Below are 15136 nucleotides of genomic sequence, written 5' to 3'. Positions count from 1 at the left end.
TTAGAGCTGATGCTCCTTTGATATTTCAGGTGTTACTTTTTATAAGTAACACCCATATTGTAAAATAAGAATGCCCAGCGATCGGCAATTTCTTCAATCGCTTTATCAGTGGGTTTACCCGCACCATGTCCGGCATTGGTTTGAATACTGATGAGTACCGGAGCATCCCCGGCCTGATCCTTCTGTAAATTTGCGGCAAACTTGAAAGAGTGTGCTGGTACCACCCGGTCATCATGATCAGCTGTAGTCACCAATGTTGCCGGATATTTTGTTCCTGCTTTTAAGGCATGTACCGGAGAATATTTATACAGGTACTCAAACATCTCTTTTGAATCCTCAGCGGTTCCGTAGTCAAAGTTCCATCCTGCACCAGCAGTAAATTTATGGTAACGCAACATATCCATTACCCCTACCGCCGGGAAAGCGACTTTAAAGAGATCAGGACGTTGGGCCATTGTTGCGCCTACCAGTAATCCTCCGTTAGAACCACCCATACTGGCCAGGTAATCTTTCGAAGTATATTTGTTTGCGATCAGGTATTCTCCCGCCGCGATAAAGTCGTCAAATACATTTTGCTTTTGCAGTTTTGTTCCTGCCAGGTGCCATTTTTCGCCATACTCTCCACCACCACGAAGATTCGCTACGGCATAAATCCCGCCCTGATCCATCAGGATAATATTTGCAGTACTGAACGAAGGCGTCAGGCTCACATTAAAACCTCCGTAACCATACAACACCGTAGGGTTTTTACCATCCAGGGTAATTCCTTTTTTATAGGTAATGATCATCGGCACTTTCGTTCCGTCTTTGGAAGTATAAAAGACCTGTTTTGATTCATAATTTGCCGGATCAAAATCTACTCCTGATTTTTTGTATACTTCAGACTTTCCGGTTTCCACATTGTATTTGAAAATTGTAGCCGGATAAACATAGGAAGTAAAAGTATAATACAATTCTTTTTCAGCTTGTTTACTACCAAATCCATTCGCGGAACCAATTCCAGGCAACTTAATTTCGTGCTCAAGCTTACCATTTCTATCGTACTGCAATACCAGGGATACGGCATCTTTAATATAGTTGGCAAACAACTTCCCTCCTCCTGAAGAAGGGCTCAGCACATTTTCAGTTTCCCTGATCAGTTCTTTCCAGTTTTCAACGCCGGGTTTCGCTGCATCAACGGTCACCACACGTCCGTTCGGAGCATTCAAATTCGTATAAATGAATAATTTACTACCCACATTGTCTATGATGTTATGGCTCTTGTCAAAGTTATTGACAACAGGTACAATAGTTCCTTTTTTATCCTTCAGGTCACGGATATAAAGCTCATTTCCTGAAGTAGAATTTGCTGCGGAAATGATCAGGTAACGCTCATCTTCTGTGAGTCCTGCTCCGATATAGCGTCTGGGCGTTTTCTCTCCTCCAAAAATCAACTGGTCGTCTTTCTGTGGCGTTCCCAGTTTATGGTAAAATAACTTATGGTATTGAGTCATACCGGAAAGCTGACTTCCTTCTGCAGGTTTATCATAACTGCTATAATAAAAACCTTCATTTCCCTGCCATGCAATTCCCGAAAATTTAACATCTTTCAATGTTTCTCCCACCACCGTTTTATCGGCAGATTTCATCACAATGACCGAAGTCCAGTCTGAACCACCTTCAGACAGCTGATAGGCGACCAAACTTCCATCCTTGGAAAAATTGATGCCGGCAAGGGAAGTCGTTGCATCTTTGGAAAAAGTATTTGGATCCAGGAAAACCTCCGGTTCTCCCCCTTCTTTCTGACGATACATCACACTCTGATTCTGCAATCCGGTATTTTTGAAATAATAGGTGTATGCCCCCTCTTTGAATGGCTGAGAATATTTCTCATAATTCATCAATTGTCTCAACCGGTCCTTTATGTCTTTGCGATAAGGAATTTGAGCCAAATACTGCTGAGTAACCACGTTCTGCGCTTCCACCCATTTTTTGGTATCGGCAGAGCGGTCGTCTTCCAACCACCTGTAAGGATCGTCTATACTTGTTCCAAAATAGGTGTCTTTTACATTTTCTTTTTTTGTCTCCGGATAAATCATAGTTTTTTGTCCTGTATTACTTAGCTGTGCCTCCGCCACAAAGGGAAGCATTGCTGCGATAAGTATCAATGCATTTTTTGTTTTTTTCATAATGATGTTTTTTGATGCCACAATGTAACAATTCCTTTCTATAAATCTTTTACAATCGCTATACAAATACGGTCACTTTTTTGATTTTTCTTGCACTATTATTGTACAGAAAGAACCGATCATTTATTCAGGTAAGAACGCGATAATCCAATTTAATGGCTCATAGAATATACTTATACAATTTAAACCGCAGCATGCTTCCCGAGCAAGAACAGCTTACAGAAGAAAGTACTGCATTTTTAGATCAGATCCTTGCCGGAATCGGGGGCAATAGTGAAGAAAACCTACTTATGGTAGAGTGGAACTATGAATTCCCTCTGTTTCTTCATCCATTGCTTTGTGATCAGGCCTACATTTCAACCCCGATATACAACGGCACAGAAGGTGGGATTTATGCAGCAGCTCCTTCAGGGATTCAAAGAATTAAAGCCTTTTACGAATTCATAGATAAACATAAAGAACAGTTAATCGACAACAAAGCTGCATTTGATGCTGCAAAGCAGCGTATTTTCAAATTCCTTGACCAGAAAGTGGTCCATGATTTTTTTCATCTCGACGCATGGGATGTATTTAATATGGACGATACCTCCCATAAAATACAGGCCATTAAGCTCCTGAATGCAATCAATACCAGCAATGCTATTATCGCAGAAGCAGTTGCTCAGGATGATCCCGATTTACTGGACAACTGTCCTGAATTTAACCAGGGAGCTTTTGGATTTCAGAGCTTCCGGCCTTATCTCAACCATTCCGGATATGATTATGGCTGGGAAGTGATGACCTCCGGGGTGTATGACCTGGAAGAAGAGGAGGAGGAGGATCATCCTGATCAGGTTTTCTATACCCAAAACGAAGCTAAAGGCCTCAAAGACGATATGGGAAAAATCCTGATTCCCGCACGTTATGACGAGGTTTATTACTTTCCTGAGGAGGAGGAACTGGCATTGGTTCAGAAGGATGATAAATACGGTTACGTTAACCGTCAGGGAGAAGAAATCGTGCCTTTACAGTATGATGATGCTTACGACCTGAGCAAAGGCACTGCAATTGTTAAGCTAAATGATAAATATGGGTTCCTTCAACCCCTTAAGAGTCTTGAAGTAGCTTTTCTTTATGATGACATTACAGACCTCTGCCTGGAACCTCATTATTTTAACGCATGTAAGGAGGACACATGGGCTGTTGTGAATCCTGACAATGATATTTTACTCCCTTTTGAATACCTCAAAGAAATAGATTGTTATGCATATGATGGATGTAACCTCTATTCAGGGATACAAAAATCCAATAAGCAAAAGCATTTCTTTTTACAGGATTTCCAAAAGATCGGAACACATAAAGTAACCAGCGTAGAGTGGGCTGGTTTTGACCAGCAGCAACATTTTTTCGTAACGAACGAAATCGTACCTACGGGAGCTAAAAACCGGATGAAACTGCAATCCCTGATCAGGCAGGATGGTCAGACTATACTCCCTCTTGAATATGAACAAATCAGTTATTGCAGCGGTAGTCTTGTTTATATCCTGAAACAGAAAGGAAAATTCGGATTGTTTCGGCTGAATGATGGGCAGCTGCTCCCCTGTCTCTACAACCGGATTGATGAACTCAATGAGGCTTGTTTCCGTGTATTTCAATCTGGAAAAGCAGGTCTTTTTGATTCCTGGGAAGGGAGAAACATTTTCATCAGCCCTCAGTTTGATTCCATGCGCGATTACATCCGTAGAAATAAGGATGGCAGCTGGGAGATACTGGGCTTCCTCGGACAGGAAGCATCCTTGGTTTACAGCAATCAGACGATTAAGCCTGTTGATCATGAAATTGCCTCCAGGCAACTGTCCCCCGCTTATTACCCAGAAAGTCTTGCGGATGAGCAGCGGAAAATTCTCGTTGATATTGCCGGCACAAACGCTCCGGCCCTTGACCTTTACCACAAAGGATCAGAGGCTTTCGATGAGGGAGATCTGGATAATGCCATAAAATATCATTTGTTGGCAGCAGAAAAAGGAGATTCAGACTCCATGAACGACCTGGGTTTTATCTACAGCAGGACGGGCGAATATTATGATGCCAACAAGGCTTACTTTTGGTACCGTAAAGGTACGAAAGCCGGCTCGTCTGATGCCATGAACGGGTTTGGAATTTGCCATCTCCACGGGATAGGCGTCCGGCAGAACATAGACCAGGCCATCCGGTGGTATGAAAGAGCGGCAGAGTATGGAAACGGAAGTGCTCATGCAAACCTCGCAGATCTTTACCTGGATGGAATATGGGTACAGCAAAACCTGGATAAAGCCTTAAAACATTACCATCAGGCAGTGGAACTTGGACATACCAATACTTATTTAACGCTGATCAGGCTGTACCGGTATCATGACGAGCTGAAGGACGAAGCCAAGGCCTCGGAAATGGTGGCTTTAGCCAGGGCTGCAGGCATTGATCCGCCCGATGAAGAGCCACCGAAAGCAAACGGTTAGTTTGGCTGGTTTTTTAACGAATCCAGATAATTCAGGACTATGGGAACATCAGCAGCTGCCCAATCACAATCCGGCAATGCTGATGCCTCCAGCCAGTCATAGGAAATATGTTCTCTCAGAGTAACCTCCCCCGATATAATCCGGCAGATAAAGGGAATCAGGTGAATGGAAAATTCAGGATATACATGACGGTTGGATTTTATTGCCGAAAGGACCTGAATGTCGACATTCAGTTCTTCCTTTATTTCCCTGATCAGACAAGCCTCCGGGCTTTCTCCCGGCTCTATTTTCCCGCCCGGAAATTCCATCTTTAAAGGCAAAGACATACTGGAGCTCCGCTGGGCAACCAGTATTTGTCCTTCGTCATTCAGGATAATGGCACAACAAACATCAATCATGCCCGAAGATAATTGAAATTATTATTCAATGGAGGTCATTTCAAATAATCCCGGATAAGAACGCACCAATCCGAGCTCATCAAATTTGACAATTGCCTGGAAATCATTATGTGTATTTTCATATTTATACCGGTCTTCTGTAATCCTGGTATAGATCTGATCTACCCGCTTCACTTCAAATTCCAGAATATCAAAATACATCACGATGATCCGCTGACTTTCTCCGGTCTTCATCTTTAACCGGTTTACCGGAAGTCCGTTTGTAAAAGGGCTGACCATGATGTCTATATCGATACAGCCCTTGAAAAGCGCTACTTCCAGCCCATCCTGGTACCAGTTTCCAGCACCATCACTGGTATAGGCCAATTGCTTCAGCTCTCCCTCCATCTTATTGAGAACCGACACCGCTAAAGTTCTCCAGTTGCGATCTGCATGAATCAGATAGGAAATATCGACCTGCTGGTCATCCACCTTACCCTCAACCACTGCGGATACGATAATCCGATCCTCCTCCAGCAGCAGTTCACAATGCTCCGTGGTTTGTAACCGGTTTAACCCTTTCCATATGATCCTTTTTCTCATCATTCTATTTTTTGCTGACATTTTTCTGTGGCACTTATCTGTCTGAAAGTCTGCCGGGCATTTAACTGATCACAATCTCTCCCCGATGATGGGTACTATCGCCTACAGTATGCTGAATCATTTCGTATCTGGACATTTTAAGATCACCACCTCCAGAAATATCAAACGCTACTTTCTCTTTTAAAGTTTCTTCGGACAGTTCAGATACATAGTTTAGAAAACTTTCAGATTGAACGACGAGGTCTTTGAGCAAGGCATCGATTGCCCCTTCAAATACTCTTTCTTCAGGCGAACGCGTTTCCTTACACCGTATTTTCTGCATCCACTCCTCTTCTACAGCCAGCAGGCGGGATAACTTTTGGTTGATATGTGGAAGTTCAATAGAATCAGCTGCAGTGCCTTCTTTTTTTTCAGTCAGCTGTTTTACCAGTTCATGATTTGCCCATAAATTATAGGCACATAAGTCTTTAGTCAGGGTTTGCAAATTCATTTTCATTTCTTTAAATGTTTATGAATCAAATTTCAGCACCGACACTGACAACCCTATGGCAGCCTAAAAAACAAATTATTTTATTATAAATTACCTCTTCATTTCTCTAATTTTATCAGATGTCAATTACATTCAGAACCATCCTCCCGGAGGATAATGAACAGCTTGCTAAAATTATCCGCACCTCATTAGAAGAGTTTAATGTTCCCAAGGCAGGAACTGCTCATGCTGATCCGACCACAGACGATTTACACACCTTGTTTCAAACACCGGGAAGCACCTATTTTGTAGCGGAAGAAAACGGCAAATTACTTGGAGGAAGTGGCATATATCCAACAGAACGCCTGCCGGAGGGTTGTGCCGAACTGGTTAAGCTATACCTTTCTGAAAGTTCCAGAGGTAAAGGAATCGGTAAACAACTATTAGAGAAATGTTTTGAGTCAGCTAAAGCTATGGGTTATTCCCAATTGTATCTGGAAACCCTCCCCCAACTTGCGCAGGCATTGACGATGTATGAAAAGGCCGGGTTCAAAACATTAGATACTGCTTTGGGAAACTCCGGCCATTATACCTGTAATATCTGGATGCTTAAAAAGCTGGATTAATCCAAAGAAACGAACAACTCCGACTGAGTCATCCATACCCCATTAATTTTTCTCCACATGGCGGAGTAATTTCCTCTGAATGGCTCAGTTTTATAACTCCAGCTCCCACTTTCCCAGGCCAGAATCCCGCTATCGCCGATCACAATTGCGCTGGGTAAACGCTCAAATGAAGGAGATTTTTTAGAAAACATATCTTTCCATACTTTCAGCAGTTTCGCTTTACCGGAATACTGCCCCCCTTCGCCGGAGATCACTACAATATCTTCCATCCAGTATTTGGCTACTCCGGCTACGTCCTGATTAGAAATCGCCATATTTGAATCCATCCTGGACAGGCGGATTGCTTCTTCTTCTTGTCGTTTAAAAAATGAGGTATTGTTCAGTGAATTCATATAAAAATCGGGTATCAGTTACTGCTCGCTAATATGAGAAAAAAACTTAGAATCTAATCCATGCAGGCAGTATATCCTTCTTTTTTACGTTCCAGTATTGTTCTCCAGGCTATCATTAGTAAAGCCAGCAGGCCAAAGCACAATCCAACCCAGGGACTTTGTTTCACCCCCATATCTGCAATGACCCAGCCACTGACCATCGTTCCCACAGACACCCCCAGATTCCCAAAGGAGGTAGACAGGCTATTGGCAAATTCCAGGGCATGTGGCGCCGCAGAAATCAGATAAGCAGAAGCATTGAGAAAAGATGGCGCATATAGAAAACCCCAGATTGCGATCACCAGGATGGTGTTCCAGTTGTTTCCTCCGGAATACTCCAGCATAAAAGGGACGAGCACAGTTCCCGCCAGAAAGAAGGCTGTAGTTCCGGGAATACTGACACTGAGCATCTTCCCCGACAACCAGTTGGCAAAGACACCTGTAATGCCAAAAAGGAATAACATATAACTGATCATTTGTGTGTCCATTCCTTTTACCTTTCCAAGATAATCCGCAAAATAGCTATAGGTGGAAAACCAGGCTGCCACCATCAGGAAATTCATTACCGCACTGAGCAGGAAAACCGGGTTTTTCAGAATTTTCAATTGAGTACCATAAGATTTTTTTTCCCGGACAGGCATCGCAGGCATTCCTTTAAATATAGCAAGAAGTGCCAGCGCACTTACCATCGCCTGGACAACAAAAGCCGCCTGCCAATTGAACATACTGGCTACATAAGTGGCAAAAGGAACTGTCGTCACCATCGCAATCGCAATTCCACCCAGCACAATTCCCATTAATTGGTGCTCTTTCTTCTTGTCGGCCTGCACAAGAGCCGCAGCAATGGCAGTAGAAATGTAAACCGGCTGTAAAAAAGCCGGTAATAAACGAACCAGCATTAATAGCCAGAAAGGTGGTGCTAATGAAGATACTACACCTGTAAATAAAAAAACAGCGATACTCAGCATCATGATCTTTTTGCGGTCAAACCCGGAAGAAAAAAGAGTCATAAATGGCCCTGTTAATGCGATAACCAGGGCGAAAGCACTAAGAAGCACCCCCGCTTTGTCAATACTGATCTGATAATGTGTTGCTACCTGAGGTAAAATCCCTATAACCCCCAGTTCCGTGGTAATAATCCCGATTAATCCAAGGCATCCGATATATGCAATTTTCTTCATTTGACTGTAATATGAGCGGCAAAAGTAAAAGGTAAGCCTTAGATTTGCCCCCGGTACCGCCCATTGTACGGAACTAACAAAAATGTAAGTAATGGCAGAAAGAAAGGAAAATTCGACCAATAATGTGAACAGGAAGTGCATCGTTGATGGCAATGACCTCAGTTATGCGATCGCTATGGTTGGCGGCCGGTGGAAGCTCCTGATCCTGATTAATCTGGAAAAGGAAAAACTAAGGTTTAGCGAAATCAGGAAAGCCATGCCCAACATTACCGAGCGTATGCTCACCTTGCAATTGAGAGAGCTGGAAAATGATGGGCTGATCTGCAGGACTGTATACGCTGAAGTTCCTCCAAAAGTAGAATACGAATTGACGGAAATAGCAACAGAGCTCATCCCGATATGGAAAAAGCTCTGTGACTGGGGAGCGAGACACCGTAAAACACGAGTTTAATTGTTCACCCGATTTTTCTCACTTTCTGCTCCTGTCTGATTGTGTTTCCTAAGATCAGAGAAGGTCTTACCAAAACGATAACTTAAACTCAACAGCACATTCCTGGAATCAGAACGGTTACGCCAGCCTGCTGTAGTCAGGGCCAGGTTATTGATCTGTCCGTTGATGATCCTGGTATAAAAGATATCACTGGCATTTAGCTTCAGTGTCGTACTTGGAGACAGCTTCTTTTGTACCCCTATACTCATCGCATAAAGTTTACCAATGGTAAACTGGGCATCATTGATCTTTGTCCGGTACATGCCACCAAGTTCTGTGGTCCAGCTTGGGCTCAGCTTGAATTGAAAGGTATTGGTTGTAAAGAAAAACGTCCCTTTACTATTCAATACCCCATTATAAAAATCATTACTCTTTGAATTTAAATTGGTCAGTTCTCCATAAAACTGCCAGGTCAACCATGACGCCAGGTCAAGACCCGCATTCACACTCATGCTTTTAACAATCTTACGACCAATGTTACCCGGTCTGCTATAGTAAAGTCCGTCTTTAATTTCAATGGTTTCATTCACTTCATCCTTCGTATCGCTATAGCTAAGCGTCGTGGTGACTTTATTCTTAAAAGTATGGGAAAGCTCAATACTATGTGTAAATGAAGGATTCAGGAAAGGATTTCCCAGGTAATAGGTAAACTTATCCAAAGGAGAAACAAAAGGATTCAATTGTTGAAAGTAAGGACGATCTACCCTCCTGCCATAATTTAAACCGAGCTGGTTATTTCCAGCGGTATCCAGTTTATACGAAAGGTAAACCGTAGGAAATAAGTTGGTATAACTTCTGTTGAAGGCCGAGTCGGGCTTTACCGGATTTCCCATCTGATGTCCATCAGAACTGGTATGCTCCAGACGAAGTCCCATCTGAAAAGACCATTTCCCGGCTTCTTTATTCATGTTCAGGTAGCCTGAATTGATGTTTTCCTTGTAAATAAAATGGTTACTCTTTTCATAATCAGGTTTGGTGACCTGATTAATGGTATAACTGTACGCTCCAACATTATCTGTCTTGGTATAACTGGTTTTAGCCCCAAGCTCCATTTTCCAGTTGTTTTCAAAAGGTTTACTATAATCGGCTTTCAGGGTATAAATCTTAATGTCTGAAGGCAGTTTTCCCGTCAGGATATCTTCCGATTTCAAACTCTGATCAGGCAGGTAAGAAGAGTTATTGATCACCTGATCATTCCCGGTCCTGTAAATCAGATAATCCGCATCTACTGTCAGCTGTTGTCCTTTTTTATCAAACTGATGGCGGTAATTCGCGTTCACACCAAGATTTTTAAACGTTTCTTTCTCTTTTGTCAGCGCCTTTACAATTGAATCCAGTCCCCTTTGGGCATTTAAAAGGTTGCTGACATTGTTATTTGTTTCCGGTGATGACCTGTGCATACCGGTTAGCACCAGTCCCCAGGTTGTTTTTTCCGTCTGGTAATAATCCATTCCTACCTTACCATTAAAACCAGTCCCTTTCCTGCGGATATAACTATTTTGTTCAAAATAAGATTTGGTACTTCCATCTTCATTCTGATACTTTCTAAATAAATCCAGATCTGTAAAATTATTTTGATAGGTGTGACTCAGGACGCCAAAAAAGTTCAGCTTATTGTGGCGGTAATTCAGGTTAAAGCTGTTGTTGGTCCGGGCCAGTTCTCCCTGAGTATAGGCCAGGTTCAGGCCTCCGTTAAACCCTCTTGAATTGCTCTTCTTGGTTTTGATATTGATCACCCCTCCTTTTCCTGCAGCATCATATCTGGCCGGAGGATTGGTCATGAGCTCTATCTGATCCAGCGAGGCTGAAGGTAAAGCGCGCAAATAACTTTCCAGATCAGCGCCCGACAAATAGGTCGGTTTATCGTCGATAAATATGGTAACCCCTTGTTTTCCTTTTAAACTGATGGCCCCATTCTGATCTACCGATACCCCAGGAGACTTTTCCAGCACATCCATCGCAGTAGTTCCTGCATTGGCAATTAAGGCGTCCACGTTAACCACCGTCCGATCGATCTTTCGTTCTACAAATGCTTTCTGGCCGACAATAGATACTTCCTTCAGGTTTTTCGTCGCAGAAAGCATGCTGATATCAGCCAGCCTTAATTCGGGATTTGAGGCACTGATATGCAATACCGCACTTTGGTAATTCTGATACCCCATTGCAGATATTTTTATTCGGTAATCCCCCTCTTTCAACTGCTCGAAAACAAATTTACCATCCTGCTCGGTGAAACTACTTTTTAATAACGCGCTGTCCTGAACCCTGAATAAAGCCACAGTAGCAAGATCAAAAGCCTGTTTTAATTCATTTAATACCGTACCGGAAATCTGCCCTTTGCCGGGGTTTCCAGGTCCTGCAGACGACTGGGCAAAGGTAAAATTAGAGACAATACTTGCCCATGCGACTAAAACAGCCGCTATAAATAGTTTCATTCAATTTAATTTAGGAGGTGCGTGAAATAAGGTTAAAAAGCTCTGGTTTACTGAACCTCATAGTTATAAACCAGAATCCAATCCGGACGTTTCAGGTATTTCTTTGCATACTTCTTATGGGTACTTTCCGGCAAAGCTTTACCATTCACCATAAACTCATTCTTATCGATTTTAAAAGAAAGCTTTTCATTTTTCCAGATCAGGCCATCTTTAAGCAAATCATCTGTAATGTAGTCGGAGGTATTGTCGTCAAATTCCCCTTTGTTCAGATAATCGGCCGTGATTCCGGTCTTTACAGTCACTTTCCTGTTTTTAGTCTGATTTTCACGCTCTTTAGTTGTCGTTCTTGTTGTAGAAGTACTGGTCGTACTCCTGGTCCTGGCAACTTCCCTGTCATCAGACATTTGTTTTTTGTTCTCCAGGTCAAGCTTAACATCGACTTCCATTTTCAAACGGTCTTGTTCTTCTTTTAGACGATCTTGTTCTGATTTTAAACAATCCTGTTCTGATTTCAGCCTTTCATTTTCCGTTAAGCGTTCATCCTGTGCGCTCTTTAAACGGTCATTTTCAGATGCCTTCCGGTCATTTAAAGCGGCGTTCTGGTCATCTACCTTAGCCTGCTGGTCACGCAGGCTCGCCTCCCGGTCGCGCAATGAAGCTTGTTTATCTTCAAGTATTTTTTCGGTCAGGTGTTCTTCCACCCTGGTGCTGGTGCTTGTCTGTATCCTTGAATTACTAAGTTTTTTCTTAATTCGCAGTGTATCCTGCAGGGCAACATTATTTTTCGACTCCTTCAGCGTATGGCTGGCCCCTGAAAATGCAGCAGTTAAAGTAACTGCCGCAACAAGCCCGACTGCCAGGATGCCTTTTTCAATTTTATTTAAACCAGGGCTATCATTTGAAACCATTCTTTTCACCCGCTGTACCAGCTGGTTATCAGATCCGGAAACCGCCATTGCATATTGCGGGTTCTCTCCCTGGAACTCCTGACAGGAAATCAAAGCACTGATATAATTCACTTTATCATTCGTGTTTGAAATTGTCATCTCATCACAGCAGCTTTCCCTTTCTTCCCGGATCAGTTTACTGATCCACAATACAGCAGGATTAAAGAAGAAAACAATTTCCATCAGGCTTTGTAAAATATTAACCAGGTAATCTCTCCTTTTGATATGAGCCAGTTCATGGCAGATGATTGCTTCCACTTCTTTTGCAGACAGACCGTTAATCAGCCCCACCGGAATCAGGATTAATGGTTTGAGATGCCCGACAACCATGGGTACCTTTACAATTCCGGACTGAACAATCTGAACCACCTGACTAATCCCAAACTGAAGCGCAAGCGCTTTCACCCGGTCTTCCCAATATGTTCCCGCTGGACTAATCTGTGTATTTCTGATTCTTTTGATGCTGTACAAGCCGGCAAAAAGCTGGATACTTCTGGCGCAGATCACCAGAAACCAGATCAACACAATGGTAGGTGCATAACCATTAAAATGCTGGAGCCACTGCTGAATCATCGCAGTTGGGGCCTCGGCCCCTGCCCTAGTGATGTTCTGTCCGGTTGCAGCTAGTTGTAACTGCGAAGCAACAACTTGCCCGCTGTTAAAATCGCGTTCCGAAAACTGCTGCCATTCATAAGCAAAAGATGCACAGATCCCTACAGTGAATAACATCAATGCTGAAATCAGTAAATTATACCGCAACCTTGCACCGAGCCTGCCCGTAAATATCAATATCATTGCAGTGATCAGGGCAAGAATAAGCCCTTGCCAAAGGGAATGTAATAAGGTTTTAAAAATGATCGTTTCCATTTCTGTGGTTCTTTAAGAGATGAATTATTTTTGCTCCAGTTTACTTAACAGTTCTTTGATGGTTTCCAGATCTTCTTTTGAAGTTTTCTTATTGCCCATCAGCTGCATCATCAGTTTACTGGCAGAACCATTATACATGGTATCTATAAATTTTTCCAGTAAAAAGTCTTTTGTGGTCTGTTCCTTTTCAGCCACGTGATAAATGTGTTTCATCTGACTTTCATCACGGGTCAGAATACCTTTGTCCGCCATAATCTGCATGAGTTTCAAAGTCGTCGTATAATTAACTTCCCTGTTCTCGTTTAGTTTATCATTCACGAGACGAACCGTTAACGGCCCCTGCTCCCACAATACCTGTAAAATCTCCAGCTCTGCCTTAGTCGGTTCTATTTGTCTGTTATTTTCAGTTGTATTTCCTTTCATAATCTAAAGGTAGTAAATTTTTCGTACGAAACAATACTTAGGTTAATTATTTTTATTTTTCATCGATGGTTCCCGCCACAATCCCCTTATCATAGAGATGAACACGGCGTTACCAGAAGATTAACAAATATTAATACAGGCGATATTTTTACAGAAATTTACTTGTTAAAAACACAATACAATTATTATATCAAAATTATTACCGAAAACATAATGATTTTTATGTTTATCTTTCGATATAATTATCAATGCATTTATGAAGGATAATGGCTTCATGATAGATTCCGATGGGATCTGCCTTTTTATCACCCTCACTTTAAAAACCCATTTGTTTGGGAAACTGATCCTCATTTTTTTGAACCTGGCGGTTGCCGGCATCGCGATTATGGCAGTAACAGAAGGAATTCCCGCACTGGCTATTGTTTCCCTGCTGATCTTATTATTTCTGATCAGGTATTCTTTATGGAATTTTTATGGCAAAGAGCACCTCACCATCAATACCAAGTCTATTCGCTATCAGCATGAATACGGTTTCTTTAAGACCGCTGCGCAGACGAATAAAATCGGAAAAAGCCTGATGGTACAGGCGCAGAACATTTATCAGTCGGGCAAATCAAAACAGGTCCGTCTGGTTTTCATTTCACATGATGAGAATGACTTCCCGGAAGAGATTTATCACGTAGCCATCCCCATCACGCAAAAAAATGCCAATTCTGTAGTCAGAGGCATCAACCTATTATATATGGATAAGGTGACAGACAATTACTCCTTACCTCCGATACATATGAACTAGTGTTTACGCTTAAGGATCGCATGGTAAGCCCCATCCCACAGCCGGATTCTTTTTCTTAAAGATTCCATGCTCATCTCTTCAGCTGCTTTCCACCGGGCTTCATCTGCCCCGCAAAGGTCTGCAGTCATTTCCAGTGCCAGGTGACTGTGGTGATCGCCGTCTACTTCAATATGCCTGTCCAGATAATATTTAAACAAGGAAATCTGATCAGGAAACTTTTTATTCAGGTCATTTACTATAGACAAAAACATATTTGGAATCAGGTCTTCCCTACCGAAGGTGAAAGTACTTGCCTGTACATGGTGCTGCCCCTCATTGATCACTTCAAAAGTAAAGTTTACAAAATCAATTGCTTCCTGAGGAGTTCCTGCTGCCTGATAAGCCGTTTTTAAATCTGAACCACTTTTCAAAGCAGTCGTAAACCGGACAATTTCCTGGGTATCCGCGCCACATTGCTCCATTGCATCCAGGTACATTTCAAAATGGCTTTTCTTATTTCCAAGCGCATCCACATCAGATTCCTCTCCTGCCACAATCTCATTGATCAGCGACCTGATATTGCCTGAACCAACAGGAAACCAAGGAATACTGGTACAGGTCAGGTTAATTTGTAAAGCTTTCAATAAGGACATAAAGTCCCATACTGCATAAATATGATATTCCATAAAGATCCGGAGGTCCTCCAGGTCGTTGATTACTGAATATACTTTATGGTTAATAATTTCCTGCCTTAAAGGCTCAATATTGTTCTGAATTTTCTCAAGCGTCGCGCTTACTCTGTTCTCCATACTCATAAAAATGCAAATGTAAACATTCACATCATTGAATAATTACTATCTTTCTCTACTTATT

14 protein-coding genes are annotated in these 15136 nt (G+C 42.3%); 4 read left to right on the top strand and 10 right to left on the bottom strand.

The annotated features are described in order from the left end of the window. Positions 1-32: 32 nt before the first annotated feature. Entirely contained in the window at positions 33-2168 is a 2136-nt protein-coding gene (locus BFS30_RS19325) for a prolyl oligopeptidase family serine peptidase (RefSeq protein WP_069380794.1), read from the bottom strand. Between the two features lie 155 nt (positions 2169-2323). On the opposite strand from BFS30_RS19325, the gene BFS30_RS19320 reads away from it, so the two are divergent. Beyond that, entirely contained in the window at positions 2324-4642 is a 2319-nt protein-coding gene (locus tag BFS30_RS19320; protein WP_083252119.1) for an SEL1-like repeat protein, read from the top strand. On the opposite strand, the gene BFS30_RS19315 is transcribed toward BFS30_RS19320, so the two are convergent. Genes BFS30_RS19315 through BFS30_RS19305 form a run of 3 tightly spaced genes read right to left on the bottom strand, consistent with a single transcriptional unit; the run spans position 4639 to position 6112 of the window. After that, positions 4639-5040, bottom strand: coding sequence for a (deoxy)nucleoside triphosphate pyrophosphohydrolase (locus tag BFS30_RS19315; protein WP_069380792.1), 402 nt, complete (start codon positions 5038-5040; stop codon positions 4639-4641). The two genes, BFS30_RS19320 and BFS30_RS19315, sit on opposite strands and share 4 nt — an antisense overlap. A 21-nt stretch (positions 5041-5061) precedes the next feature. After that, entirely contained in the window at positions 5062-5625 is a 564-nt protein-coding gene (locus BFS30_RS19310; protein WP_167353171.1) for a putative glycolipid-binding domain-containing protein, read from the bottom strand. A gap of 58 nt (positions 5626-5683) precedes the next feature. Then, a complete protein-coding gene (locus BFS30_RS19305; protein WP_167353170.1) occupies positions 5684-6112 on the bottom strand; it encodes a DinB family protein in 429 nt (142 codons plus the stop codon). Positions 6113-6231: 119 nt separating this feature from the next. On the opposite strand from BFS30_RS19305, the gene BFS30_RS19300 reads away from it, so the two are divergent. Next, on the top strand, positions 6232-6717 hold the full coding sequence (locus BFS30_RS19300) for a GNAT family N-acetyltransferase (protein WP_069380789.1): 486 nt from the start codon (positions 6232-6234) through the stop codon (positions 6715-6717). Here BFS30_RS19300 and BFS30_RS19295 read toward each other — a convergent pair. Next, complete coding sequence (locus BFS30_RS19295; protein ID WP_069380788.1) at positions 6714-7109, bottom strand: YybH family protein; 396 nt, start codon at positions 7107-7109, stop codon at positions 6714-6716. The genes BFS30_RS19300 and BFS30_RS19295 overlap by 4 nt on opposite strands. 53 nt (positions 7110-7162) lie before the next feature. Further along, on the bottom strand, positions 7163-8329 hold the full coding sequence (locus BFS30_RS19290) for an MFS transporter (RefSeq protein WP_069380787.1): 1167 nt from the start codon (positions 8327-8329) through the stop codon (positions 7163-7165). Positions 8330-8420: 91 nt separating this feature from the next. Here BFS30_RS19290 and BFS30_RS19285 point away from each other — a divergent pair, with 91 nt between their 5' ends. Next, entirely contained in the window at positions 8421-8780 is a 360-nt protein-coding gene (locus BFS30_RS19285) for a winged helix-turn-helix transcriptional regulator (RefSeq protein WP_069380786.1), read from the top strand. Here the strand turns inward: BFS30_RS19285 and BFS30_RS19280 are convergent. From BFS30_RS19280 to BFS30_RS19270, 3 genes are read right to left on the bottom strand one after another with little or no spacing between them, the layout of a single operon-like run. Further along, positions 8777-11254 carry a TonB-dependent receptor gene (locus BFS30_RS19280; RefSeq protein ID WP_069380785.1) on the bottom strand — a complete coding sequence of 826 codons (2478 nt, stop codon included), beginning with the start codon at positions 11252-11254 and terminating at the stop codon, positions 8777-8779. The two genes, BFS30_RS19285 and BFS30_RS19280, sit on opposite strands and share 4 nt — an antisense overlap. 47 nt (positions 11255-11301) lie before the next feature. Further along, positions 11302-13068 (bottom strand): M56 family metallopeptidase, encoded by a 1767-nt coding sequence (locus tag BFS30_RS19275; RefSeq protein ID WP_069380784.1) that lies wholly within the window; start codon positions 13066-13068, stop codon positions 11302-11304. A 24-nt stretch (positions 13069-13092) separates the two neighbouring features. Further along, positions 13093-13491 (bottom strand): BlaI/MecI/CopY family transcriptional regulator, encoded by a 399-nt coding sequence (locus BFS30_RS19270; protein WP_069380783.1) that lies wholly within the window; start codon positions 13489-13491, stop codon positions 13093-13095. Between the two features lie 256 nt (positions 13492-13747). On the opposite strand from BFS30_RS19270, the gene BFS30_RS19265 reads away from it, so the two are divergent. Beyond that, complete coding sequence (locus BFS30_RS19265; protein ID WP_069380782.1) at positions 13748-14284, top strand: hypothetical protein; 537 nt, start codon at positions 13748-13750, stop codon at positions 14282-14284. Here the strand turns inward: BFS30_RS19265 and BFS30_RS19260 are convergent. Further along, positions 14281-15078: a DUF3050 domain-containing protein gene (locus tag BFS30_RS19260; RefSeq protein ID WP_069380781.1), complete on the bottom strand. Its 798-nt coding sequence runs from the start codon at positions 15076-15078 to the stop codon at positions 14281-14283. The two genes, BFS30_RS19265 and BFS30_RS19260, sit on opposite strands and share 4 nt — an antisense overlap. Positions 15079-15136: the final 58 nt, after the last annotated feature.

This window comes from Pedobacter steynii (genome assembly GCF_001721645.1).
GTDB classification, from domain to species: Bacteria; Bacteroidota; Bacteroidia; order Sphingobacteriales; family Sphingobacteriaceae; genus Pedobacter; species Pedobacter steynii_A.
Note: the sequence above shows the minus strand (reverse complement) of the source record. Positions and strands in the feature narration are given on the sequence as shown.